Source organism: Paeniglutamicibacter psychrophenolicus (assembly GCF_017876575.1).
GTDB classification, from domain to species: Bacteria; Actinomycetota; Actinomycetes; order Actinomycetales; family Micrococcaceae; genus Paeniglutamicibacter; species Paeniglutamicibacter psychrophenolicus.
Map to the genome: position 1 here is coordinate 4,305,771 of NZ_JAGIOE010000001.1, position 25,618 is coordinate 4,331,388.

Annotated in this window: 18 protein-coding genes; 11 read left to right on the forward strand and 7 right to left on the reverse strand. The window is 68.0% G+C overall.

Annotated elements, in window-relative coordinates:
• Positions 1 to 4 precede the first annotated feature (4 nt).
• From JOF46_RS19365 to JOF46_RS22405, 3 genes are read right to left on the reverse strand one after another with little or no spacing between them, the layout of a single operon-like run.
• Positions 5 to 1,897 (reverse strand): DUF5719 family protein, encoded by a 1,893-nt coding sequence (locus JOF46_RS19365; protein ID WP_209910294.1) that lies wholly within the window; start codon positions 1,895 to 1,897, stop codon positions 5 to 7.
• A complete protein-coding gene (locus JOF46_RS19370) occupies positions 1,894 to 5,292 on the reverse strand; it encodes a glycosyltransferase (protein WP_209910297.1) in 3,399 nt (1,132 codons plus the stop codon). Before JOF46_RS19370 ends, JOF46_RS19365 begins: the two co-directional genes overlap by 4 nt.
• 29 nt (positions 5,293 to 5,321) lie before the next feature.
• On the reverse strand, positions 5,322 to 5,852 hold the full coding sequence (locus JOF46_RS22405) for a WhiB family transcriptional regulator (protein ID WP_245348201.1): 531 nt from the start codon (positions 5,850 to 5,852) through the stop codon (positions 5,322 to 5,324).
• A 289-nt stretch (positions 5,853 to 6,141) separates the two neighbouring features.
• Between JOF46_RS22405 and JOF46_RS19380 the strand changes: the two genes are divergently transcribed.
• Complete coding sequence (locus tag JOF46_RS19380) at positions 6,142 to 6,876, forward strand: TIGR03089 family protein (protein WP_209910299.1); 735 nt, start codon at positions 6,142 to 6,144, stop codon at positions 6,874 to 6,876.
• Positions 6,877 to 7,017: 141 nt separating this feature from the next.
• Here the strand turns inward: JOF46_RS19380 and JOF46_RS19385 are convergent, their stop codons facing one another.
• A complete protein-coding gene (locus tag JOF46_RS19385) occupies positions 7,018 to 7,587 on the reverse strand; it encodes a GtrA family protein (RefSeq protein WP_209910302.1) in 570 nt (189 codons plus the stop codon).
• Positions 7,588 to 7,784: 197 nt separating this feature from the next.
• Here JOF46_RS19385 and JOF46_RS19390 point away from each other — a divergent pair, with 197 nt between their 5' ends.
• The 4 genes from JOF46_RS19390 to manA are packed head-to-tail and all read left to right on the forward strand — an operon-like array spanning position 7,785 to position 12,449.
• Positions 7,785 to 8,990: a 5-(carboxyamino)imidazole ribonucleotide synthase gene (locus JOF46_RS19390; protein ID WP_209910305.1), complete on the forward strand. Its 1,206-nt coding sequence runs from the start codon at positions 7,785 to 7,787 to the stop codon at positions 8,988 to 8,990.
• 29 nt (positions 8,991 to 9,019) lie between these two features.
• Positions 9,020 to 9,520, forward strand: a complete 501-nt coding sequence (gene purE / locus JOF46_RS19395) for a 5-(carboxyamino)imidazole ribonucleotide mutase (RefSeq protein WP_209912072.1) — start codon at positions 9,020 to 9,022, stop codon at positions 9,518 to 9,520.
• Between the two features lie 8 nt (positions 9,521 to 9,528).
• Positions 9,529 to 11,157: an LCP family protein gene (locus tag JOF46_RS19400; protein ID WP_245348203.1), complete on the forward strand. Its 1,629-nt coding sequence runs from the start codon at positions 9,529 to 9,531 to the stop codon at positions 11,155 to 11,157.
• Between the two features lie 38 nt (positions 11,158 to 11,195).
• Complete coding sequence (manA, locus tag JOF46_RS19405; RefSeq protein ID WP_209910308.1) at positions 11,196 to 12,449, forward strand: mannose-6-phosphate isomerase, class I; 1,254 nt, start codon at positions 11,196 to 11,198, stop codon at positions 12,447 to 12,449.
• Between the two features lie 88 nt (positions 12,450 to 12,537).
• Here the strand turns inward: manA and glpX are convergent, their stop codons facing one another.
• On the reverse strand, positions 12,538 to 13,560 hold the full coding sequence (gene glpX, locus JOF46_RS19410; protein WP_209910311.1) for a class II fructose-bisphosphatase: 1,023 nt from the start codon (positions 13,558 to 13,560) through the stop codon (positions 12,538 to 12,540).
• Positions 13,561 to 13,732: 172 nt separating this feature from the next.
• Here glpX and JOF46_RS19415 point away from each other — a divergent pair, with 172 nt between their 5' ends.
• From JOF46_RS19415 to JOF46_RS19440, 6 genes are all read left to right on the forward strand, one after another.
• Positions 13,733 to 14,419 carry a DUF4245 domain-containing protein gene (locus JOF46_RS19415; RefSeq protein WP_209910314.1) on the forward strand — a complete coding sequence of 229 codons (687 nt, stop codon included), beginning with the start codon at positions 13,733 to 13,735 and terminating at the stop codon, positions 14,417 to 14,419.
• A gap of 173 nt (positions 14,420 to 14,592) precedes the next feature.
• Entirely contained in the window at positions 14,593 to 15,237 is a 645-nt protein-coding gene (locus tag JOF46_RS19420) for a carbonic anhydrase (RefSeq protein WP_245348204.1), read from the forward strand.
• A gap of 164 nt (positions 15,238 to 15,401) precedes the next feature.
• Positions 15,402 to 16,814, forward strand: a complete 1,413-nt coding sequence (locus JOF46_RS19425; RefSeq protein WP_209910319.1) for a class II fumarate hydratase — start codon at positions 15,402 to 15,404, stop codon at positions 16,812 to 16,814.
• 175 nt (positions 16,815 to 16,989) lie between these two features.
• On the forward strand, positions 16,990 to 17,667 hold the full coding sequence (locus tag JOF46_RS19430) for a TetR/AcrR family transcriptional regulator (protein WP_209910321.1): 678 nt from the start codon (positions 16,990 to 16,992) through the stop codon (positions 17,665 to 17,667).
• Between the two features lie 56 nt (positions 17,668 to 17,723).
• Complete coding sequence (locus JOF46_RS19435; protein WP_245348205.1) at positions 17,724 to 19,406, forward strand: MDR family MFS transporter; 1,683 nt, start codon at positions 17,724 to 17,726, stop codon at positions 19,404 to 19,406.
• A 245-nt stretch (positions 19,407 to 19,651) separates the two neighbouring features.
• A complete protein-coding gene (locus JOF46_RS19440) occupies positions 19,652 to 24,433 on the forward strand; it encodes an NAD-glutamate dehydrogenase (protein ID WP_209912075.1) in 4,782 nt (1,593 codons plus the stop codon).
• 65 nt (positions 24,434 to 24,498) lie between these two features.
• Here JOF46_RS19440 and JOF46_RS19445 read toward each other — a convergent pair whose 3' ends face one another.
• Together JOF46_RS19445 and JOF46_RS19450 are read right to left on the reverse strand one after the other, a co-directional pair.
• Positions 24,499 to 24,984 (reverse strand): NUDIX hydrolase, encoded by a 486-nt coding sequence (locus JOF46_RS19445; RefSeq protein WP_209910323.1) that lies wholly within the window; start codon positions 24,982 to 24,984, stop codon positions 24,499 to 24,501.
• A gap of 49 nt (positions 24,985 to 25,033) precedes the next feature.
• Positions 25,034 to 25,552 carry a prepilin peptidase gene (locus tag JOF46_RS19450; RefSeq protein ID WP_209910325.1) on the reverse strand — a complete coding sequence of 173 codons (519 nt, stop codon included), beginning with the start codon at positions 25,550 to 25,552 and terminating at the stop codon, positions 25,034 to 25,036.
• Positions 25,553 to 25,618 lie beyond the last annotated feature (66 nt).

Below are 25,618 nucleotides of genomic sequence, written 5' to 3' on the forward strand. Positions count from 1 at the left end.
GAACCTAGTCCCGCAGCACGACCTGGACGCCCTCGCGACCCAGCGGCGCATCGCTGACCGGAAGCGCGGCGATCCCGTAGGCCCCGTCCGTGATAACGGCGGCGGCGTAGCTTGGCGCGCCGGTGGCCGAGAGCACCAGGGCCGCCGCGCCGGAACCGAAGTCCTTCTCCCCCAGTGCCACTGACTTGGATCCCGACAATTCGATGGTGCGGCTGGCCGAGAGCTTCCCGTCGGAGCCCAGCGAACGCACCGACACCGTGGCGGTGTCCTCCGGGGCGCTCAGCACCACGGTGGCCTTGCCCGCTGCCGGCAGCACCATCAGGTGTTCGCTGCCCAGCCGGCTGGCCGCACCGGCCCAGGCCAGGTCGATGGGTTCGTTCGCCTTGGTGCCGCGGACCATTTTCACGCTCGCGCTCACCGCGGAGTCGCCCTCGACGACGATGGTGTAGTTCCCGGCCGGAAGCCCGCCCAGCGGCATGCGCGCGGTGGCGTTGGAGGCGATGACCACCTCGCCGCCGCCGGGGATGGCAACCTCGCCGTTGGGGCCCAGGGCCCGCACCTGCACGGTGGCGCCCTCGGCCGAGGTGGCGGCGAGCACGAGTTCGGCCACAGCGTCGGCGTTGGCGGCCGGCTTGCCCAGCTCGCCGGCCAGCTTCGGCTCAAGGATCCGGACCCCGGGGATCACCTGGGTGTTGTTGGCGGTGGCCGCGGAGCCCAGGTAGTCAAGGCCGCCGGGTACCAGTCCGCGCAGCGTTGACTGCTGGATGGTCGCGTTGACGCGTCCGCCGCTGGAGGCGACCTTGGCCGAGAGGGCCTTTTCGTTGGGGGCATACCCGGCCAGGACGATGGATTTGGTTTCGCCCGGGGCCACGGCCAGCGCGGAGAGGTTGGGGGCCTGGATCATGCCGTCGGCCCCGCGCAGGTCCACGCGCACCTGGGCCACGGAGGCGGTGGGGTTCACCAGGTTCAGCACCGCGGTGGACCCGGGGGTGGTGACGGCACCGGTCAGCCAGCTCTCGGCCGCCGGGGCGGTGCAGGCTGCGGCGGCGAGCCCCGCCAGGTCGCCGTCGGTGGCGCGGTAGGAGCGCACGGCCGAGACCAGGGACTGGACCCCGCCCAGCGGCTGGGCGTGCACCGTGAGCGGCTCGGAGTACTTGCTCACCGGGCCCAGGGCTCCCTTGCGCTGGTTGGTGCCGTCGGCTCCGGCGCCGGTCAGCTTTTCGGCCTCCTGCGCCGGCAGGCGCGGGGCAATGGTCTTTTCGACCGTGAGATCGTTCTTGAGCATCTGGGCGCCGGGGATGCGGCCGGCCGAGTCGGAGAGCACCGCGGCGCGGATGGAGGTCTGGGCGTCCTTGGAGGCCGGGGCGAATTCCGGGTCGACCCCGGTTCCGGCGCCGGTGAACAGCTTCATGGTTGCCGGGCAGGATGCAAGTGCGTCGCCCGCGGGCAGCGAGGTCACCGGGACCTCGGAGCCCGGTGCGGCGGTGGCCGGCGGGAAGACGGAACCCGCGGCGATGGCGGCGGCGCCCAGGCACAGCACGCCCACCGAGCCCAGTACGCCAAGGGTCCGGCCACGGGTCTTGGAGCGTTGCCCGCGTGCCCCGGCCTTGGCGGTGGATTCCTTGGAACCGGCCGGTGAAGCGGCAGGTTCGGTTTCCTTGGCTTCTGCGGCGGTGTCGGCCGGAGCGGGCCCCCCGCCGGTTGCCGGTGCCTCGGCTGCCTGCGCGCCGGCGGTGCCGGTCGCGGCCACGGGTGCCGGGGACGGCACCGCGGGAGCATCCTTGCCCGGGGCACTGTCGTCGGGCAGCTTCGCGCCGGGAGCGAGTCCCGCGGCCTCGCGGGCGGCCTGGGCTACGCGTTCGGCCTCGCGCCGTGCCCTGCGGGAATCGTTTTTCACTTCTTCTCCTTGGCCGCCGCGGCACGGTGTCCGCGATCGAGTTCGTCAATGCTTTCGGCGTTGCCGCGGGTGCGGTATTCGTCCAGGCGGCGGGCGGCAAAGCGGCGGCTGCGCGGGATCGGGACGACCAGCAACAGGGCCAGAAACAGCACGACGAGCTGGGCGATGGCCACGGGCACCTGGTAGGGGCTCTGGTAATGCAGTTCCAGGGTGCCGCCGGCGGCGCCCAGCTCAAAGCCCTGGGCCCACTTCGCGGTTTCGGCGCCGGTGCCCGTGGCATCGGCACCCTTGCCGGTGGCGGCGGCAACGCTGGTGGGTTTCAGTTCCACCCCGTCAAGGGTTGCCTTCCATCCCGGGTCGGCGCGTTCGGCCATGACCAGCATCCGGTTCGCGTCCCCGGCCGGGAGTTCGGCCCCGGAGACCGCTCCGCGGTGCGAGGGCAGCAGGGCCACGGTCTTGTCACCGGCCATGATGCGCACCCGGGCGGTCGAGTCGGTGGCGTTGTCCGCGCCGGGGATCCTTTCCTTCGGTTCCACGCGCCACAGCCAGCCGGACTCGGTTTGCCCCACGGCAACCAGGCCCGGAACGGCGTCGAGGCGTGCCACCAGGGCCGAGGCGGTCTGTCGCTGGTCCTGCAGCACCACGAAGCCGGCGCCCAGGGAAGCCAGTTCCGTCCGCGGATCCAACGCCGAATCGGACACCAGGGTCGCCACGGCCTGTTCGACCAGGCGCCCGGCATCATCGGATTCACGCAGCGCCGGGTCGATCAGCCCGCCGACCAAGCGATTTGCGGATGCCGTCTGGGACAGGGCATCGGCGGTGGTGCCGGCCCCGTTCATCAACGCGGCGCCGATGGCCCCGTCGGCGTTTTGGGCCAGCACCAGGGTGCGATCCTCGTAGGCGCCCAGCCCGCGGTCGGCCGCGGTGGCCGGCAGCGTGCGCGGGGCGACCGGCTGCAGCAGGCTGGCGGCACCGAGCTCGGTGAAGGTGGCAGTGCCGCCCTCGGCCGTGGCCGGAACCGGGTTCTGCGCCACGATCCAGTTGGCCCCGGCCACCAGGACGGAAATGCCCAGCAGGGCCGAGGCCCACGCCAGGGCCCCGGTGGCGATGCGGGGCGCACGATCCGCGGATGCGGCAGGCACACCGGTGCGCTCGCCGCGGAAGACCGAGATCCCCAGGCCCGCGGCGAAGAGCAATCCCAGGATGAAGAAGGAGATGAAGGGGCCGTTGAATGCGGTAACGAAGGTGTCCCCCGCCACGGCGGAGGGCACCAGGGAGGCACCGTACCCGGCGGCGAGCATCAGCACGCCGCCCAACCACAGTGCGCGGGCCAGCGGCAGCGAGGCGTTCCGCCCACCGGCAAAGAGGCCAATGACGGCAAAGAGCAGCAGCGGGGCCCCGACGAGCAGGACCAGGACCAGTGCCCAGGGCCCGGCGGGCATGAAGTCGAATCCTGCCGGGATGCCGCGGAAGTCAAAGGCGCTCGGGAAGCCAAGTGCCTGGGCCCACAGCGGGGCCGCGTCGTGGGGCAGGGCCAGTCCCGGGTCGGTGAGCAGCACACGCGGGTTGCCCAGGGCTGCAACCACCAGCGGCAGGTGGAAGACCAGCATCGGCAGCGGCACCCACCACAGGGTCTTGGCCCGTGAGCGCAGCACGATGGCTGTCAGCACGATGAGCACCAGCAGGGCCAGGCCCGCGGCCGGGGAGCCGGCGGCAACCGGAACCAGCAGCAGCGCGGCCGCCGCGGCGGCGGTCCACGAGGGGACGGAACCGACACCGGGATGCGAGGCGCCGCGCGCCTCGGGGCCGCGGCGGGAGCCGAAGTCGACCCCGGCGCCCACGGAGCGCAGCAGCGCCAGCAGCAGCAGCGGCGCGAGCACGTGCACCAGCACGGCCCCGGCGCGCCCGGACCCCAGGGAAACCTGCAGCACCGGGGCCAGGCCCCAGAGCAATCCGCCGACCATGCGGGCGGCACGCGAGCGGGTGACAGCGCCCAGGCCCAGCCAGGCGCTTAGCGCCGCCAGCGGCATGGCGGCCAGGCTCAGCACCACGGCCGCGGCATTGGCGTTGCCGCCTCCTACCAGCGCCAGCAGCCAATGGAAGTAGTCGATCGGGTCCCCGCCCGCGGGGCTGCCGGATCCGAGGTTGGCCCACCAGCCGGTGGCGTTGGCGAAGATCTCGGTGGCCTTGGTGGAGATCGGCAGCAGTGCGCCGCCCGCCACGGCACCGGCGCCCAGCAGGGCGCGCAGCCCGACGAGGGACACCGCCAGGGTGGCCAGCACGGCGATGACTGCGCTGACGAAGGCGGAGGTGCGGTTGGGTGCGGCCATTGCCGCGAAGTCGTTGCGGTTGTCTCCGCTGGGGTCCTGCGAGGTCATGGCCCCGGTGCCGTCGCCGTAGACGGTTGCCCCGTCCAGGGAGTCGATCATGTGCTTGCGGTGTTCGCGCACCAATGCCTGGTCGGTGAGCAGCCGGGAAATAGAGTTGCGCGGGACCTTGCGGGTGGCCGCCGCTGCTGCGCGGGAGCGGGAAAGTTTCAGGGGGGTGCCCACGGCACGGAACGTGGCACCGAGCTGGCCGAAGGCGTACGCGGGGTCCTTGGCGAGCACCGACAGCAGGAAGCGGTGGATCCCGCCGAGCACCGCGCCGAGAACCAGGAACGGGATGGCCCATCCCGGGGCGTGCTTCAGGCGCATGAAGACCTCGGCGCGGCGGGTTTCGGCCGGCCCGGCCAGGGCGCGGACGACCGCTGCCTTGTGGTGGATCTTGGCCGCGGGCACGATGACCACGCGGTTGCCCATGAGGCGGTTGCGCCAGCACAAGTCCATGTCGTCGCCCAGCCCGGGAAGCGCGGGGTCGAAGCCGCCGAGTGCCTCGAAGACGTCGCGGCGGATCAGCATTCCGGCGCTGGTCACCGCGAAGGAGTCGGTGCGCGCGTCGTACTGGCCCTGGTCGACCTCGTCGATCTCGATGAGGGTCAGCCGCTCGGCGTACTTGTTCACGCCCAGGCCCACGTCCAGCAGGCGGCGCGGGGAATCCAGGTCAAGTTGCTTGCAGCCGGCTATCGTCACCGATTCGGTGGCCTCGACGACTGTCACCAGCTTTTCCAGGGCGTTCAGCTCCGGCACCGAGTCGTCGTGGATCAGCCAGAGCCACTCGGTGCGCCCGGCCCGCGGGGCCCCGAGGGACTGGACAGCGGCCATCACCGAGTGCCCGAAGCTGTGCTCCGGCACGTTCAGGATCGTGGCATCGGAGGGCAGGTGCTGGCGCAACAGGTCCACCGAGCCATCGGCGGAGGACGCGTCGACCCCGACGAAGCGGTCGACCAGGCGCGTCTGGGCGCGCAGCGCGGCCAGGGTCCGTGGCAAGAAATCTGCACCATTGTGGGCAGCCACAATGGCGGTGACGTGGATCGTGGGGAGAATTAGACTGCTCGCTTCCGCAAGCGCCGACGTTCGCGCTCCGACAACCCGCCCCAAATCCCAAAGCGTTCATCGTTGGTCAGTGCGTATTCCAGGCATTCGGAGCGCACGTTGCAGGCGCCGCACACGCGCTTGGCGTCCCGGGTCGATCCGCCCTTTTCGGGGAAGAACGCCTCGGGGTCGGTCTGGGCGCACAGGGCCTCGGACTGCCAGCCCAGCTCGCCTTCCTCGTCCTCGGACCCCAATCCGATCCAGATGGCCTGGGCCGGGCTCTTGCCGTCGGCCGACGCATCCAGGCTTGGTGCCCAGGAGGGGGTCGGTTCGGTGACCAGGTCGTTGGCGGCATCATGCGCCGCAAGGAAGGCAGCGGTTTCCTCGGCCGGGGTCAGGACCCTCGAACCATTGGATTCCTGGTCCGGGCCGGGAGCCGCAGGGTCCACGAACCAGTCCGCCGGCACACCCCGGCCGCCGTTGAAGTTGGGCGCAATTCCCGTCGTTGCGGCTTCGTTGAAGCTTCGATCCACGTTCCCCATGGTTTACCAACCTTCCGCCGTTACGAACTAGACACAAAAAATGACCGTAAAATGAGCGACATCGACGACCTTCAACAAAAAGCCGTCGAGAGACAATTTCACTCCCCCAGACGGTGCACTATCTAATTACACTGGTGTAACTCCGGTTGCGTCAAGTGCGGCCGTCGATTTTAGCCACACATGTCGTAGATTTAGAGCCACGCCACGCCCGAGACTTCGGCGGGATCGCACAGCAATACGCCTGCCCGCGGATTCCCGGGGAATTCACAGGCTTGACAAGGAGCAACACATGCCCATCGATACCAACTCGTTATCTCCCGTCGAATCACTGCTGGCCCCGGTGCGCCATTCCACGCACCCGTACCTCACCTGGTACTCGCGGTCCGGGGAGCGCGTCGAGCTCAGTGGACGGGTCTTTGACAACTGGGTTGCCAAGAGCGCGAACCTTTTGCACGAAGAATTTGATTTAGCCCCGGGCAGCGTTGTCGCCACCGACATGCCCGGCCACTGGAAATCCGCTGCGCTGGCCCTGGCCTGCTGGCACCTGGGTGCCGAAGTGCGATGCGTGGCCCCCGGAACGGATCCCGGGAATGTCGATGTTTTTATTACCGCCGATCCGCAAACCCTAGCAGTCAACGGCTCGGTCGAGGTCATCGCTGTCCCCTTGCCCTCGCTGGCCATGGCCTTCGACGGTCCGCTGCCGGTCGGCGCCACCGACTATGCCTCCGAGGTCCGCTCCTACGCGGACTCGTTCTTCCCCTCCCCCATCGACACCGCCTCCACCGCGCTGGTCTCCGAAACCGGGACCCTGGCCTTCACCCAGCTCTTCGCCGCCGGCACGGATCCGGTGGCCGCCGGGGCCACCCTGGTGAGCACCGCGTGGCCGCTGGAGCGGATCCTGCCGGCGCTTGTGGCCCAGTGGATCGGCGGGAACCCGGTGGTCATGGTCGAGGACGGGGTCAACATCACCGATTCCCTGCTCGGCGGTGAACGCGTCGTCACGCGCCTGGACGCGCAGGCCTAGGGAAGCCACTCCCGGATCCGTTGCCGGGGCATGAAAAAGCCCCGGTACGATTCCTTCCCGGTTTCCCCATGCCCGGTGGCGGGCGGTGGATTGCGTGAAGGTTGCGTGCCGGGGCACAGGCGGTTCCGGGATGGGCCGAAGCTATCCGGCGGAGCCGCCGGGCGTCCGCTGCGTACGGTGGCCGCCGGCGGCACCGTGCTCCAGCGCACCGGTGTCGGGGCCGACGCCAATGAGTTCGCGGTCGTGGGCGAATTCCTCTTCGTCGTCCATTGCGGCGCCAAAGACCCAGAAGCGGTAGGCGAAGAACCGGAAGATGGTGCCCAGCACCAGGCCGACCACGGAGCCTGCAATGAACAGGCTGGTGGTGTCGGTCAGGCCCATCCAGTACTTGGTGACGAACACGCAGGCCGCGGCGATGCCCAGGCCGATGGCGTTCATGATGAGGAACATCACCAACTCGCGCACGACGTTGGCCTGTCGGCGGTGGCGGAAGGTCCAGAAGCGGTTGGCAACCCAGGAGAACATCGTGGCCACGACGCCGGCAACGATCTTTGCCTTGACCTCGGAGTCATGCATGGGGCCTTCGAGCATCCACAGGTAAATGCCGGAGTCAATGATGAACGCGACACCCCCGACCACGCCGAATTTGGCGACTTCCCGCCACATCATGGACACCAGGCCCATGAGTTTGCCCCAGATGTTCGTCAGCATGATCCTCCATGTTTTCGTTTCAATGCACTGCGCCGCCGCTTGGGTGTTTCCTGGTGCCGGCGCTGCAGCTGAACCGCGACTTCTTGACCCGGTCAACCAAGCCATTCTAATGCGTTTCGCTGAAAGTTCACCGCCAAAGGTGTCCAAACTCGCTTTGGACACCACAGGTGGGCACGCGGGTTGGGTAGGCTAGGCGGGTGACGTTTCCAGTGATTGGCGTTGTTGGCGGAGGCCAACTCGCACGAATGATGGCCCCCGAGGCATTGAACCTCGGCTTCGAACTACGCATCCTGGCCGAAGGCCCTGATGTCTCAGCCGCGCGCTGTGTTGCCGACGCACCGGTGGGTGATTACAAGGATTTGGCAACCCTTCGGGAGTTTGCACGCGGACTCGACGTGCTGACCTTCGACCACGAGCATGTGCCCAACGGACACCTGCAGACCCTGATTTCCGAGGGCGTGAACGTGCAGCCGCGACCCGCCGCGCTGATCCATGCCCAGGACAAGCTGGTCATGCGTGCGGCCATCGCCCAGCTCGGCCTGCCCAACCCGGCCTGGGCCGCGGTTCAGACCGTTGAGGAGCTGGTGGCATTCGGCGAGCGGATCGGCTGGCCGATCGTGCTCAAAACCCCGCGCGGCGGCTACGACGGCAAGGGCGTGCGCATGCTCGATTCCGCCGACGAGGCCCGTGAATCCGCCGACTGGTTCGGCAACGGAGCACTGCTGGCCGAGGACAAGGTCGCCTTCACCCGCGAGCTGTCCGCCCTGGTCGCCCGCACCCCCTCCGGCGAGGAAAAGGGCTGGGACGTGGTGCACACCATCCAGGTCGACGGCGTCTGCGACGAGGTCATCGCCCCGGCCAAGGACCTGCCCGAGGAAGTCGCCCGGGCTGCGAAGGAAGCGGCGCTGAAGATCGCCGACGCCTTCGGCGTCACCGGCGTGATGGCTGCGGAGCTCTTCGAGACCCCCGGCATCGGTGCCGGGTTCGTGATCAACGAACTGGCCATGCGCCCGCACAACACCGGGCACTGGACCATGAACGGCTCGATCACCAGCCAGTTCGAGCAGCACCTGCGCGCGGTCCTTGACCTGCCGCTGGGCGCCACCGACGCGCTGGCCGAGACCACCGTGATGAAGAACTTCCTCGGCGGGGCCAACCAGGACCTGTTCACCGCGTTCAACGCGGCTCTGGCCGCCGAACCGCGCGTGAAGGTCCACGCCTACGGCAAGTCCGTGCGCCCCGGACGCAAGATCGGCCACGTCAACGTGGTTTCCGAGCCCGGCGAGTCGGTTGATTCGCTGCGCGCCCGGGCCAACGCCGTGGCCTCCCTGATCCGTGACGGCGTGCCCACCGCGGCACCCGCCACCGCCACCGCCACCTCCGTCGAAGGACACATATCTTGAGCACCACTGCACCACTTGTAGGCCTGGTCATGGGCTCCGACTCGGACTGGCCGGTCATGAAACTGGCAGCCGAGGCCCTGCGTGAGTTCAACATCCCCTTCGAGGCCGACGTGGTTTCCGCGCACCGCATGCCCGAGGACATGATCGCCTACGGCAAGGCCGCGCACACGCGCGGCATCCGGGTGATCATCGCCGGCGCCGGCGGCGCCGCACACCTGCCGGGCATGCTCGCCTCGGTCACCCCGCTGCCGGTCATCGGCGTGCCGGTGCCGCTGAAAACCCTCGACGGCATGGATTCGCTGCTGTCCATCGTGCAGATGCCCGCGGGCGTTCCCGTGGCCACGGTGTCCATCGGAGGGGCGCGCAACGCCGGCCTGCTGGCCGTGCGCATGCTCGCCGCCGGCACCGACGAGTTCGCCGCCCGGCTCCAGGAACAGCTCATCGACTTCGCAGGGACCCTGCGGCAGGTCGCCGCCGACAAGGGTGCCGCGCTGCGGGCCGCAGTCGCCGCCGAAACCCCCGGCAGCTAAGGACCCCTATGCCATCGACCCGCCACCACCCCCGCAACCAGGACCTGCTTCCGGACGCCGTCTCGGCCCCGGCGCCGGTGCGTTCCAAGCGCGCGCTGTTCCTGCTGCTGCTGACAGTGTTCTTCCCCGGCAGCGCCCAATGGGTCTCGGGCAAGCGCGCGCTGGGCGGGTTCGTCATGCGCATCACCCTGGCCTGCTGGGCGCTGGTGCTGCTGGTGCTGGCGCTCGCACTGTTCAAGCGCGACTGGCTGCTGGGCATCTTCGCCCAGTCCTGGGTGCAGCTGGGGGCCTCGGTGCTGCTGGTGGTGCTGGCCGCCGGCTGGCTGTTGATGTTCCTGAACACCCTGGCGATCATCCGTCCCAGGTACCTGGCACCGGGGGCCCGCATCGGGCTGACCGCCACGCTGTTGGTGTTGGCCCTGGCCATCACCGGGTCGCTGGGCTACGGCGCGTTCGTGCTGAACAAGGGCCGCGAAACCATTTCCAACGTCTTCTCCGCCGGACCGGCGTTCAAGCCCGTGGACGGGCGCTACAACATCGCGGTGTTCGGCGCCGACTCGGCCGGGAACCGCGAGGGCGTGCGCACCGACTCGATGTCGCTGCTCAGTGTCGATGCCAAGACCGGCAAGTCGCTGTTGATCTCCATCCCGCGCAACTTCCAGAACGCCCAGTTCTCCAAGGACTCCCCCATGCGCAAGGTGTACCCCGACGGGTACAACTGCGGCGATGAGTGCCTGTTCAACGCCATCTACCGCAACGCCACCGACAACCACGCCGACCTCTACCCCGGGGTGGAGAACCCCGGGGCGCAGGCCACCATGGAGGCCATCGAGGGCACCACCGGCCTGAAGGTCCAGGCCTACGTGATGATTGACATGGCCGGGTTCGCCGGGTTCATCGACGCCATGGGCGGGGTCACCGTGGATTCGGGCGGCTGGGTTCCCTACAACGGCAAGTACTGGCCCAACTCCTCGGTGAACACCCACTGGATCGCCCCCGGCGAGCACCACTTCACCGGCAAGCAGGCCCTGTGGTTTGCCCGCTCCCGCGACTTCACCACCGACTACCACCGCATCGCCCGCCAGCAGTGCCTGCAGCAGGCCATGATTTCCCAGTTCAGCCCCAAGACCATCCTCACGCGCTTCACCTCGCTCATGGATGCGGGCAAGCAGCTGGTGGAAACCGACATCCCGCAGCAGCAGCTCGGTTCGTTCCTGAACCTGGCCGACAAGGCCCGTGCCACCCCGTTCAAGCGCCTGACCCTGGGCGCACCGGACTTCGGGTCGGCCGCGGACAAGTTCTCCACGTACCCGAACTTCGAGGCGATCCACACCCGCATCCAGGACATGATCGCCGCGCAATCGGGCGCAGCGGCCTCCGGGTCCCCGGCCAAGAAGAGCGCCGAGGCGACCAAGAAGTCCGAGTCCGCCGAGTCCTCGTCCGATTCGGGCACCCAGTCGGGCAGCAAGCGCAATTCCGAGCCCGGGAAGATCTCAGTGGTTCCCTCCGACGCGCCCACCGAGCAGCCCGATGGGTCTGCCCTGACCGAGAGGTACCTGGTGACCCTGGAACAGATCGGCCGCACGGACTTGCTGGAAAAGATTGCCGCCAACAACAACGAGTGTTCCGTGCCCTGATTCGGGCCCACCACACCCCACCAGTCCAAAGGACCATGATGTATCGCCTGACAAACACCATCCGTGATTATGCCTGGGGATCCACCGGCGCCATTTCCGGTCTGTTGGGAACCGCCCCCAGTGGCAAGCCCGAGGCCGAGATGTGGCTCGGAGCCCACCCTTCGGCTCCTTCCCTGGCCGCCGATGGCACCGACGGCACCGCCACCGGCCTGGACCGGATGATTGCCGCGGACCCGCAGGGACTGCTGGGCCCGGAGGTCGCGCAGGCCTACGGCCAGCTGCCGTTCCTGATGAAGCTGCTGGCCGCTGGCAAGCCGCTGTCCATCCAGGTCCACCCCTCCGCGCAGCAGGCGGCCGCCGGATTCGAGGCGGAGAACGCCGCGGGCCTTCGGGCCGACGCGCCGCACCGCAACTACCGGGACGGCTCGCACAAGCCGGAAATGATCTATGCGCTTTCCGATTTCGCGGCGCTGAGCGGCTTCCGCTCCCCCGCCGAGGCGGCCGAACTCTTTGGTTCCCTGGGCGCGGTGCTGGAGGGGCAGAACGCGGCAACCTGCGCACGGATCGTCCAGCTGCTCTCCAACCCGATCGAGGCGCAGGCGCTGAGCTCGACCTGCGAGTACCTGCTGGGCGCCACCGAGGAACCGGGATTGCTGGTGCCCGCTGCCGTCGCGGCCGTGAACGCGAACCCCATGCTGGCCGAACACGTCTCGCTGGCGGAGCTGCCCAGGATCAACGAGCACTACCCGAACGACATCGGGGTGCTGGTTTCGCTGCTGCTGAACCTGGTGGTGCTGGCCCCCGGGCAGGCCATCTACCTGGATGCCGGAAACGTGCACGCATACCTGCGCGGGCTGGGCGTGGAGGTCATGGCCAACTCCGACAACGTGCTGCGCGGCGGGTTGACACCCAAGCACATCGACGTGCCCGAGCTGCTGCGCATCACGCGCTTCGAGGCCCTGGGCGTCCCGCTGCTCGAGCCCGAGACGACCATGTACGGCCAGCAGGTCTTCATCCCGCCCTTCGCCGAGTTCCAGCTCCAGCACATCGAACTGGACGCGGTCGCCGACTCCGCCGACATGGGCGGCGGGGACGTGCCGGTGGCCGCCAACGGCCCGGTCATCGTGCTGTGCGTCGCCGGCGAGGTGCTCATCGACACCCCGCGCGGGGACGAGCTGCTGCGCCGCGGCGACTCGCTGTTCATCGGCGCCAACGAGGCCCCGGCCATGGCCCGGCGCAGCGCGAACTCCGCGGGCCGCGCGTTCGCCGTGACCCCCCAGCCGGTGCAATAGTTCAGCAAGGCACAAAAAAGCCGCGGGGCCGGCAGGAATGAACTTCCTGCCGGCCCCGCGGCATTAAGCGGCAAGGCCGCCATGGAATTTAGCGGGTGTAGGCTTCCCACTTGTCGGCCTGGTGCTCGCCCTCGACGAAGCGGATGGTGCCCGACTTCGAGCGCATCACGATCGACTGGGTGTGGATGCGGCCGTTCTTGTAGCGCACCCCGCGCAGCAGGTCGCCGTCGGTGATGCCGGTGGCGGCGAAGTAGCAGTTGTCGCTTGTGACCAGGTCGTTGGTGGTCAGCACGCGGTCCAGGTCGTGGCCGGCGTCGATGGCCTTCTGCTTCTCGTCGTCGTCGGTGGGCCACAGGCGGCCCTGGATGATCCCGCCCAGCGACTTGATGGCGCAGGCGGTGACGATGCCCTCGGGGGTGCCGCCGATGCCCATCAGCGCGTCCACGCCGGTGCCCTCGCGGGTCGCGGCGATGGCGCCGGCGACGTCGCCGTCCATGATGAACTTGGTGCGTGCGCCGGCGGCGCGGATCTCGTCGACCAGCCCCGCGTGGCGCGGGCGGTCCAGGATGCACACGGTGATCTGGGAGACCTTCTTGCCCTTGGCCTTGGCGATCAGGTGCAGGTTCTGCTTGACCGGCAGGCGCAGGTCGACAAGCTCGGCGGCCTCGGGGCCGGTGACGAGCTTTTCCATGTAGAAGACCGCGGAGGGGTCGAACATCGAGCCGCGGTCGGCCACTGCCAGCACCGAGAGGGCGTTGTTGATGCCCAGGGCGGCCAGGCGGGTGCCGTCGATCGGGTCAACCGCAACGTCGCATTCGGCGCCGGTTCCGTCGCCCACGCGTTCGCCGTTGAACAGCATGGGGGCTTCATCCTTCTCGCCTTCGCCGATGACGACGACGCCGTTGAAGGAAACGGTGGACAGCAGCGAGCGCATGGCGTCGACGGCAGCGCCGTCGGCGGCGTTCTTGTCGCCGAACCCAACCCAGGGGCTCGAGGCGATGGCAGCGGCCTCGGTCGCGCGCACCAGCTCAAGGGCAAGGTTGCGGTCCGGTTCGGCGTCGCCAACCGAAAGTCGTGGGGACAGGTGGGCAAAATTCGTGGCTTCAGTCACGGTCTTCCTCGTCGTTGAGATCTGTTCGTTTGCCGGGGGCCAACACCGTCCATCATATCTCCCGTGGTCAATTACTCCCTTTCGGCACCCGCTTGCGTTACGTGCCGCCTTGGGCTGCGGCCGGTGCCCGGCCGGTTTAGATTCTGCGGCTGCAATGGGCGAGAATGGAGGGGTGAGTGAACACCCCGAAAGCCCCGCCGTGCCCGCAAACACCCCAGAGCCGACCCAGACCCCGGCCGCGGTGGACACCGCCGTGCCGTCGAACACGGCCGGACAGCTGCCCGATTCGGGCCAGGAACCGGCCCAGAAGCCGCTGCTGACCCCCTCACAGGCCAAGCGCGCCAACCAGACGCTCAAGGGCATGATCATCTCGGTGCTGCTCACGGTTGCAGTGGCGGTCCCCGTGATCCTGATCAACCCGCCGAACAAGGCCGACACCTACCGCGCCCCCGTCGACATCGCCGCGGTGGCCTCGCAGGCCGCCCCCGACGCCGACTTCACCCCGTGGGCCCCGCAGCTGCCCGAGGGCGACTACGTGAACTTCGCACGCTGGATCACCAAGAACGTCGACGGGATCAAGTACTGGGAATTCGGCGTCGTCACCAAGGACGACAAGTTCGTGTGGGTCCGCCAGACCGCCAAGACCAACCCGTCCTGGCTGGCCGCGGTGACCCAGGGCGCCACCCCCGCGGGCACCCACGCCGTGGACGGGATCCAGTGGGAGCTGCGCAAGAGGGACAAGACCCAGGTGTTGATCGCCACACGCGGCCAATCCACCATCGTGCTCTCCAGCGACAGCGGCACCGAACCCCTGGAGAAGCTCGCCCGCCTGGCTCAGCGCGAGATCCCGGCCAACTAGACGGTCGGTTGCCACCCCGCGTTCGGGAAGCGGCATTTCGCGGACCCGGGGGCAAAAATGAGACCTTCCCCACAGCCGACAACCCCGGCGCGCCGCGGGGAAGCGTTTGAACGGCGCTTCACGAAACGCATGTCTTTGAACCGGACACCGGTGTTGCGTCTATGCTGAAAAACATGAACCGACCCGAAGCCGAGCCACTTGCCGACCACGTGCAGTTGACTCCCGCCCAGGCCTGGCGGAAATTGCGTGAAGGCAATTCCCGTTTCGTTGCCGGGCATACCGACCACCCCAACCAGGATGCGTTGCGCCGCCAGTTCCTGGTTGACAAGCAGCATCCCTTTGCCGTGATCTTCGGCTGCTCGGATTCGCGCCTCGCGGCGGAAATCATCTTCGACCTCGGTTTGGGCGACGTCTTCGTGGTGCGCACCGCCGGGCACGTGATCGACTCCGCGGCGCTGGGCTCGCTGGAATACTCGGTGGACCTGCTCAACGTGCCGCTGATCGTGGTGCTGGGCCACGACTCCTGCGGCGCTGTGACCGCCACCATCAACTCGGTGGAGAGCGGGGAAATGCCCCCGGGCTTCATCCGCGATTTGGTCGAGCACATCACCCCGTCGGTGATCACCGCCCGGCGCAACGGCATCCGCGACGTGAACACCACCGTGGTGGAGCACGTGCAGCAGACCACCCACCGCCTGGTGGAACAGTCGCGCATCATCTCCTCCGCCATCGACGAGGGCCGCACCGCGGTCATCGGGGTGACCTACCGCCTGGCCGAGGGCAAGGCGGAAATGGTTTCCGGCTTCGGCGTGCTCTAGGCACCCCCACGAACAACACCCTTGACCGGCCGGCCCCACGGGGCCGGCCGGTTTTTTCGTGCGCGAGGTGCGCCCAGCGGGCATTTATTCCCGTGTTCGCCCTTCGCACGAACTGTGCCCCCGACCACTGCCGAAGCGGGGCCTTCGGGCGTACCGTGGGTGACATGGACACTTCTGCTGACTTCCGCATCGAGCACGACACCATGGGCGAGGTCCGGGTTCCCGCCGCCGCCCTCTACCGGGCGCAGACCCAAAGGGCCGTGGAGAACTTCCCGATCTCCGGCAAGAAACTCGAGCCCGCACACATCCGCGCGCTGGCCCAGGTCAAGAAGGCCGCCGCCGCCGCCAACCTGGAACTCGGCGTGCTGGATGCGGAGCGCGCGCACGCCATCACCGCGGCCGCCGACGAGGTGGCAGCCAACAAGTATGACGAGCATTTCCCCATCGACGTGTTCCAGACCGGCTCGGGCACCTCGAGCAACATGAACATGAACGAGGTGCTCGCCGAGCTCGCGACCCGCGCGCTCACGGCGGCCGGCTCCGAGACCATCGTGCACCCCAACGACCACGTCAATGCGTCCCAGTCCTCCAACGACGTCTTCCCCACCTCGGTGCACGTCGCGGCCACTGCCGGGCTGCTGCAGGACGCCATCCCGGGCCTCGAGGTCCTTGCGGCCTCCCTGGAGGCCAAGGCCGCCGAGTTCAAGGACGTGGTCAAGTCCGGGCGCACCCACCTGATGGATGCGACCCCGGTGACCCTGGGCCAGGAATTCGGCGGTTATGCGGCGCAGATGCGCTACGGCATCGAGCGCATCATGGCCTCGCTGCCGCGCGTGGCCGAGGTGCCGCTGGGCGGCACCGCGGTGGGCACCGGGATCAACACCCCCGATGGCTTTCCCGAGCGCGTCATCGAACTGCTCGCCGCGGACACCGGGCTGCCGCTGACCGAGGCCCGGAACCACTTTGAGGCCCAGGCCAACCGCGACGGGCTCATCGAGGCCTCGGCCCAGCTGCGCAACATCGCGATCTCGCTGATGAAGATCAACAACGACCTGCGCTGGATGGGCTCGGGCCCGAACACCGGGCTGGGCGAGATCTCCATCCCCGACCTGCAACCGGGTTCCTCGATCATGCCGGGCAAGGTCAACCCCGTGATCTCGGAGGCCGCAATCATGGTCGCCGCCCAGGTGATCGGCAACGACACCGCGATCGCCTGGTCCGGGACCAACGGGGCGTTCGAGCTGAACGTGGGCATCCCGGTGATGGCCTCGAACCTGCTCGAGTCGATCCGCCTGCTGGGCAACACCGCCCGGGTCATGGCGGAAAAGATGGTCGACGGGATCACCGCGAACGTGGAGCGCGCACGCTTCCTGGCCGAGGCCTCCCCCTCCATCGTGACCCCGCTGAACAAGCTCATCGGGTACGAGAACGCCGCGAAGATCGCCAAGAAGGCCATTGCCGATGCGCTGACCGTCCGCGAGGCCACCGTGGCGCTGGGCTTTGTGGAGCGCGGCGAGGTGACCGAGGAGCAGCTCGATGCGCTGCTGGATGTCACCACCATGACCGGCAAGCACTGACGCCCACGCAGCATCCCCGGTCCGCGGCGGCCCGTCGAGGAAGGTTCCATTTCCCTTCCCCGGCGGGCCGCCGCTTCCGTGTCCTGGCGCCACGTCGGAGGGGCCCTGGACGGCGGCCCGGTGAGCAATACCACTTAAGTTGCACTCAACAATTAATAGTGCAAAACTGCACTCTATGGACAATAGTGCAAATAATGTTCCCGCCGAGCCGGCCACCCCGCCGAGCCTCAGCGCCCGCATGCTCAAGACCCGCCTGTCCATCTCGCGGAACGCGCGCGAGCTGACGGCCGAGCACGGCTTTGCCGGGTTCACCGTCGAGGAACTCTGCGCCCGCGTCGGGATCTCCCGGCGCACGTTCTTCAACTACTACGCCACCAAGCTCGACGCCGTCTTCGGGCACGCCGAGGACGGGGTCTCCGCCGAGGCGCTCGAACGGTTCATGAACGCCCGGCCGGCCGGCACCACCGGGATCTCCCCCACGCTGCTGGCCGACCTGGTGGCCCTGGTGCTCGAGCAGCTGCGGCTCGACGACGCCGAGATCCGCGGGGTCCACGGGTTCTTCACGATCCTGCACCGCGAACCGGAACTGCTGGCGCGCATGATGAAGGTCGGTCCCGAGCGCCAGGCCGAATTCACCGCCCTGGTGGCCAAGCGCGAAGGCGTGGCGGCCGACCACAGCGGCATCGGCATGCTGGTGCACGTCCTGCAATTCGCCACCCACCGGGCCATCGAGCGCTACCTGGCCTCCCCCGAAGGTCCCTCGCTGGAGGAGGAATTCCTCTCGGTCATGAACCAGACCCGCGAGTTGTTCGGCCAGCACCTGCAGCACGAGGCCCGGCCTCCCGCTTCCTGACCCGGCACTCCGTCCCCGCCACACATCTTTCCCACCACACGCAAGGAACTCCCCTCATGGCCACCACCACCGCGTCCCGGAAATCCCCGGACCCGGCGCCGTTGCTGCTGACGCAACGGCGCATCTGGATCATCTTCTCCGCGCTGATCGCCGGCATGATGCTCTCCAGCCTCGACCAGACCATCGTCTCCACCGCCATGCCCACCATCGTGGGACAGCTCGGCGGCGTCGAACACCAGGCCTGGATCACCACCGCCTACCTGCTTGCCACCACCATCGTGATGCCGATCTACGGCAAGTTCGGTGACGTGTTGGGCCGGCGCAACCTGTTCCTGATCGCCATCGCGCTGTTCACCCTGGCCTCCGTGGGTGCGGCGTTCGCCGGGACCTTCTGGATGTTCGTCTTCTTCCGCGCCATGCAGGGCCTGGGCGGCGGCGGGCTGATGATCCTCTCGCAGGCCATCATCGCCGACATCGTCCCGGCCTCCGAGCGCGGGAAGTACATGGGCCCGCTGGGCGCCATCTTCGGCCTCTCCGCCGTCGCAGGTCCGCTGCTGGGCGGCTTCTTCGTCGACCACCTCACCTGGCAGTGGGCGTTCTACATCAACATCCCCATCGGCATCGGTGCCTTCCTGATCGCCTGGTTCGCACTGACCATCCCGAACAAGAAGTCCACCAAGAAGATCGACGTGCTCGGCGTGCTGCTGCTCTCGATCGCCACCACCTGCCTGATCTTCTTCACCGACTTCGGCGGCTCCAAGAACCACGGCTGGGCAGCGACCGAGACCTGGGCCTGGGGTCTGGGCATGCTCGCGGCCATCGTGCTCTTCGTGATCACCGAGGCACGAGCCGAGGATCCGATCATCCCGCTGTCGCTGTTCAAGAACCGCGTCTTCGTCAACGCCACGGCCATCGGCTTCACGCTGGGCCTGGGCATGTTCGCGGCCATCGCGTTCGTCCCGACGTTCCTGCAGATGTCCTCGGGCACCTCCGCGGCCGTCTCCGGCCTGCTGATGCTGCCGATGATGCTCGGCCTGATGGGCACCAGCATCTACTCGGGCATCGCCATCACCAAGTCCGGCAAGTACCGGGGCTACCCGATAGCCGGCGCGCTCATCACCGCAGTCGCCATGCTTGCCTTCACCACGTTGGGCGCCACCACCCCGCTGTGGCTGATCTGCCTGTACCTGTTTGTCTTCGGCGCCGGGCTCGGATTGATCATGCAGGTGATCGTGCTGGTGGTGCAGAACGCCGTGGACCCATCCATGGTCGGCACCGCGACCTCCACGAACAACTACTTCCGCGAGGTCGGTGCGTCCCTGGGCGTGGCGATCTTCGGGGCGATGTTCACCAACCGGCTCTCCGAGAAGCTCACCGACGTGTTCACCGGCGCGGGCGCCAGTGCCGCCGATGCCGGCAGCGCCACCGCGACGCTGGACCCGCAGACCATGGCGCAGCTGCCCGAGGCCGTGCGCGAGGGCATCGTGAACGCGTACGCGGACTCGCTGGCACCGGTGTTCTGGTACCTGATCCCGTTCATCCTCATTGCCTTCGTGCTGGCGCTGTTCCTCAAGCAGGTCAAGCTCTCGGACACCGCAGGGATGGTGGCCCGCGGCGAGGCCATCGGCGGCGAGGAAGCCAAGGTGCTCGAGGACGCGGCACGGTTCGGTGACAAGGTCACTTCCGGCGCCACCGGGGACCCGGAGGCAGCAGACCGCAACCCGGGGTCCAACGGCTAAATGCCCGGGTCCTGACCTGGTTCCTTCGCGACAAGACCCCCGACCGCTCCGGTCGGGGGTCTTGTCGTCCGTGGCCGTGCACAGCCGGCAGGGGTGGACTGCACCCGGTGCGACGGTCATGATTATTCCAGGGCAAGGTCGTGGGGACCGGGAACGGAAACACCCCCGCTGCCAGGCCCTGCACACCAGGGGGTGCCGCACGCCGGCACCGTCCTGCGGACCGATCGAGAGCCGGGCGTACCGTGATGAATGCGGGCAAGTTCGTGGAGGACTACTACAGGCACTTTGCTGCCGCGGACCTGGATGGCTACGCCCCCGATACGCTGGAGCAGCGGGCGCTGTTCCACCTGGGAGTGGCCGGCGCACGGCCGCCGGGCCAGGTGGCCACCGGCATCCTGGCCGAAACCGATGCCAGCGTGGTGGCCATCGCCGTGGAAAACATGCCCTACCTGGTCAATTCCGTGACGGCCGAACTGACCCGCCAGGGCGCCGCCATCCGGCTGGTCGTCCACCCCATTTTTGCCGTCCTGCGCGACAAGCACAGCCACCGGATCCTGGATATCCACCTCCTGCCCGCACCGGGGGCTCCAACGCACCTGGAGGCCACGGAGCGCAGCTACGCATGCGAGGAGTCCTGGCTCGCGGTGGAAATCCGTTCGCCGGGTGATGCCTCGGCCGGCCAACTTCTCCTCGAGTCCATCGCCACCGTCGTGACCGACGTGGCAGCGGTGGCCACCGACGCCGGGGCCATGCACCAGCAGGCACTGGGCGTCATCGACTCGCTGGGGACCCGCCCCGGCTCCGGGAACCGGCAGGAGCGGGAACAGGCACAAGACCTGCTGCGCTGGATGCTCGACGGGAACTTCACGTTCCTGGGCTACGGCGACTACGACGTGCCGGACGGCGGCGGGCTCCAGTCCTTGGCCAGCCGCCCGTCCTCCGGGCTCGGCCTGCTGCGGGAAACACCCGGCGGCCCGAGGCAACCGCGCCCCGCCCTGCCCGGGCTCCGCCGGCCCCTGGGCCAGCGGCTGCTGACCCTGACCAAGGCCGATTGGCGTTCGACGGTCCTGCGGCCGTCCTACCTTGACCAGGTCGCGGTCAAGGACCATGGCGCGGACGGCAAGGCCAACCGCGAACGGCACTTCCTGGGCCTCTTCGCCCCCGGCGCCTACAACCAGCCCGTGGGCGAGGTGCCCATCGTCCGGGACAAGGTCGCCGAGGTGCTCACGCGCTGCGCCTTTGCCCCCGATTCGCACTCCGGGGAAACCCTGCAGGCCGTCCTGGAGTCCTACCCGCGGGACGAACTGTTCCAGATCGAGGTCGATGACCTGCTGACCACCGCCCTGGGCATCGTGCATTTGCAGGAACGCCGCCGCACCCGGTTGTTCCTGCGCCCCGACGCCTACGGGCGGTTTGTCTCGGCGCTGGTGTTCCTGCCCCGGGACCGTTACAACACCGCGGTGCGCCAGCGCATCGAACACGAGCTGGGCCAGGGGTTCGGCACCACCACCATCGAGTTCGCGGCCCAGCTCAGCGAGTCGGCGCTCGCCCGGGTGTTCTTCCGGATCTGGCTGCCTTCCGGAAGCACGCTTCCCCGCATTGACGCCCAGGCGCTGGAACGGCGGCTGGCGGTGGCCGTGCGGTCGTGGGCCGAAGGCGTCGAGGAGGTGCTGCACGAGCGGTTTCCCGCCGCCGAGGCCGCACGCCTGGGAATGCTGTGGGCCGAGGCCTTTCCCGCCGGATACCGCGTGGGCCACCGGGTCGAGGACGCGGTCGATGACATCGTGCATTTCGAGGAACTCGGCCTGCGGGACGCCGGCGGGCCCGAAGTCGATGACCCGGTCGTCTCCGTCCGCCTCCCCGCCGCCGCCTCCAGCACGCTGGCCGAAGACGCACGGATCAAGCTCTATTTCGCCAAGCCCCGAAGCCTGTCCCGGATCCTGCCGTTTTTCCACAACCTGGGACTCGAGGTCCTCGACCAGCGGCCCTTTGAGATCCGGCGCGGCGACAACCAGGAGTTCCTGCTCTATGACATCGGGCTGAAATACCCCTCCGGCGTCGACCCCATGGAAACCAGCGGCCTGCTCTCCAACGCGTTCCGCGCAGCCATGCGCGGGGAGACCGAGTCGGACGGCTTTGACGGCCTGGTGCTGGCCGAAGGCATCGAGTGGCAACGCGTCGTCATCCTGCGCAGCTATGCCAAGTACCTGCTGCAGCTTGGCACCACCAACTCCTACGGATTCATGGCCGAATCGCTGCTGGCCAATGTTCGGGTCACCCGTGCGCTGCTGGGACTCTTCGAAACCAGCTTTGATCCCGGACGCGAAGGGACCGACCGCGCCGGGGACATCGTGATTGCCAGGAAGGAACTGGTCGCGGCCATCGACGAGGTGCCGGCCCTGAATGCCGACCGCTTGCTGCGCACCTTCACGAACCTCGTGGGTGCCACGGTGCGAACCAACTACTTCCAGCACCGGCCCTACCTCAGCTTCAAATTCGATTCATCGGCCATCCCGGAATGCCCGCTGCCTCGGCCGAAGCATGAAATATGGGTCTACTCGCCCCGCGTGGAGGGATTGCATCTGCGCTTCGGCGCCATCGCCCGCGGCGGGCTGCGCTGGAGCGACCGGAGGGAAGATTTCCGCACGGAGATCCTCGGCCTGGTCAAGGCCCAGACGGTCAAGAACGCCGTCATCGTGCCAACCGGCGCCAAGGGCGGGTTCTTTCCCAAGCAGCTGCCCGACCCCTTGCTGGACCGTGACGCATGGCTGGAGGAGGGCCGCGAAAGCTACCGGGACTTCATCCGCGGGATGCTGGACATCACGGACAACCTCGGCACCACGGACACCGGGAAGGTACCGGTCCCGCCAAGGAACGTGGTGTGCCACGACGGTGCGGACTCCTACCTGGTGGTGGCGGCCGACAAGGGCACGGCAACGTTCTCCGACACGGCCAACGAGCTCGCCCGTGAATACGGCTACTGGCTGGGCGACGCCTTTGCCTCGGGCGGATCAGTCGGCTATGACCACAAGGAAATGGGCATCACGGCCAGGGGAGCCTGGGAATCGGTCAAGGCGCATTTCGGCGAGCTTGGCATCGACGTCCAGAACGAGGACTTCACGGTGGCGGGCATCGGGGACATGAGCGGGGACGTGTTTGGAAACGCCATGCTCCGCTCCCGGCATATCCGCCTGGTTGCGGCGTTCGACCACCGACACATCTTCCTTGACCCGCATCCGGACGCCGCCGCTTCCTACGCCGAGCGGAAGCGCCTCTTTGGCCTTCCCCGATCTTCCTGGGCGGACTTCGACGCCTCGGTGGTCAGCGACGGCGGCGGTGTCCACCCTCGCCATGCCAAGTCCATTCACATCACCGACCAGGTCCGTGGCGCCCTGGGACTGGAGGATGGAATCACCGAACTGGCGCCGGCCGAACTGCTCCAGGCGATCCTGCGCGCACCGGTGGACCTTCTCTACAACGGGGGCATCGGCACCTACGTCAAGGCTTCTTCCGAACCACACGAGGTGGCAGGGGACAAGGCCAATGACTCGATCCGGGTCAACGGCAACGAGCTGCGGGCCAGGGTCGTCGTCGAGGGCGGCAACCTGGGCATCACGCAGCACGGCCGGATCGAGGCGGCACTAGGCGGCATCCTCGTGAACACGGACGCCATCGACAACTCCGCCGGGGTGGACTGCTCGGACCACGAAGTCAACATCAAGATCCTTGTCGACAACCTGATCGCCGCCGGAAAGCTGGGCGCCGGGGAACGCGCGGATTTCCTGCACTCGCTGACGAACGAGGTCGGGACGCTGGTGCTGAAGACCAATGCCGACCAGAACACCTTGCTGGTCAACGACCTCTACCGGGTCGGGCCTTGGAGCCCGGGCTTCGAGAGGATGATGGATTGGCTCGAATCGGCCGCAGGACTTGACCGCAGGCTGGAAGGGCTTCCCGGCACCGGGGAACTCCACGCCCGGCTGGCGGAGGGCCACGGGCTCACCGGCCCGGAACTCGCCGTGTTGTGCGCCTATGCCAAGACCGAACTGGCCTCTGCGCTCATCGCCAGCGACCTGCCCGATGACCCATGGTTCAAGCAGACCCTGCGCAGCTACTTTCCGGCCCGGCTCTCCGAGAGGTTCGATGCCGATTTGGACACCCATCCCCTGCGCCGGGAGATCATCGGCACCGTGGTGGCCAACGACATGATCAACATGGGCGGGATCACCTACGCCTTCCGGGCCGCGGAGGAAACCGAGGCTTCCCCGGCCGCCGTGGCCCGGGCCTTCGTCGTCCTGCGCCGGGTCTTCGACCTCGACTCGGTCATGTCCGAGCTCGCGGCCCTGCCGCCCAGCTGCCCCGCGGAGAACCGCTGCGTCGTTGCCGAGCAAATGCGTCGGTTGCTGGATAGGGGAACGCGCTGGTACGTCACCCGCGACGGGCGGGGCGAATCGGTCGCCGACACCATCGAACGATTCAAGCCACGGATCGACCCGCTGTGGGCCGACTTGACCCGATACCTGCGCGAAAGCGACTTGACGTTCCTCTATGCCCGCCTGGCCGATCACATGGCCGGAATCCCCGCCGGCATGGCCCGGCGCTCGCCAACCATCCTGGCGGGATTCGGGCTGCTGGACCTGGCGGTCATCTCGGAGCAGATCCGCGAACCCGTCCACAACATTGCCCAGGTCTACTTCGCCCTCTATGCCCGGATCGGGGTCATCCGGCTGTTGCTGATGATCACGGACCTGCCGCGCCACAACCGCTGGGAATCCCAGGCCCGGGCCGCCTTGCGCGACGACCTCTATTCGGCGGTGGCGGACATGACCGTTGCCGTGATGCAAGGCACCGGGTCCACGGGCCGCGGCGCCGACCCGCTGGAGCGCATCGCGGCCTGGGAAGGGCAGCACGCCCAGCGAATGTCGCGCATCTCCGAAACCCTGGAGCAATTGGCCGGTCCCGGGCAGGCAGATTTTGCTTCGGTCTCCGTTTTCCTGAAGCAGCTGCGCTCGGTGGTCCGGAGCTAACCAAGACCTTGCCGCGGCATGGGCCCGGCCTTGGGGATGGCGGGGCGGTTTCCCCCGGCGGCGGATCAGGCCCGGTCGGCGATGCCGGTGATGAAGTGCCCTGTTTCCTTCGGCTCGAGCGTCCAGTCAATGGCGCGTTGGTGCTTGGGCGGCACCCCGGGCAGCGCATCGAGTCCGAACCAGCCGACCTCGAGGTTCTCGTCGTCGTTGACCTTCGCTTCCCCGCCCAGGTATTCCCCGGCCAGGATGATGTCCAGGTATTGGGCGCGGTCACCGTTGGGATAGAGGGCCTCGTCGGTGGTGGCCACCCCCACCAGGCGGGTGATGGCGCAGTGCACGGCGGTCTCCTCGAAGACCTCGCGCACCGCCGCAACGGCAGGTTCCTCCCCGGGCTCCAGGATTCCGGCCGGAAGGGTCCATTTCCCGTTGTCGGCCCGGCGGACCAGCAACACCCGAGCTTCGTGGATCACCACGGCCTTGATCCCGGGCAGCCACAGCGGGTCGTTGCCGATCTTTTCACGCATCTTCAGGATGAATTCGGGTGTGGGCATGTAAGGCCTCGGGAACCTTTCGTGGATTTTTGTTTTGGCTTGGTCTTGGCTATCCGGCCACGGCCAGGGCGACAGCGGCGCCCACCAGCATGAACGGGCCAAAGGCCACCGAGGAACGCAACGTGACCTTGCGGGCCAGCAGCAACGCAATTGACCACAAGGCCCCGACGATGAAGGCGAACGCCGTGGCCCACAACAGGTGGGTGTAGGAGAGGAAACCGAGGTAGAGCCCCAGCACCGCGGCGAGCTTCACGTCCCCCAGGCCCATCCCCGCCGGAGCAATCAGGTGCAGCACCAGGTAGCCGGCAAAGAGGATCACCGCACCCAGCACCATCCGCAGCAGGATCATCGGTTCCCCGGCCAACAGCGCGGCAGCACCCAGCAGCACCAGGGCGGCAATGAACCACGGGCCCAGGATCCGGTTGGGCAACAGGTGGGACCGGAAGTCGATAATGGTCAGGCGCACGGCGTTGTACAGGTACAACGCCAGGGCCAGGGCGGCCAGGATTCCGGCCACCGTGGCCAGCGCCGGCGGAGAGGCAAACCAGTGCAAAATGAGTTGCGGCATGGGCCAAACCTTACGCGGTGAGGTGCCCCGCTGTCAGCGGCGGCACGCTGGCCACCTGGCAGGGGC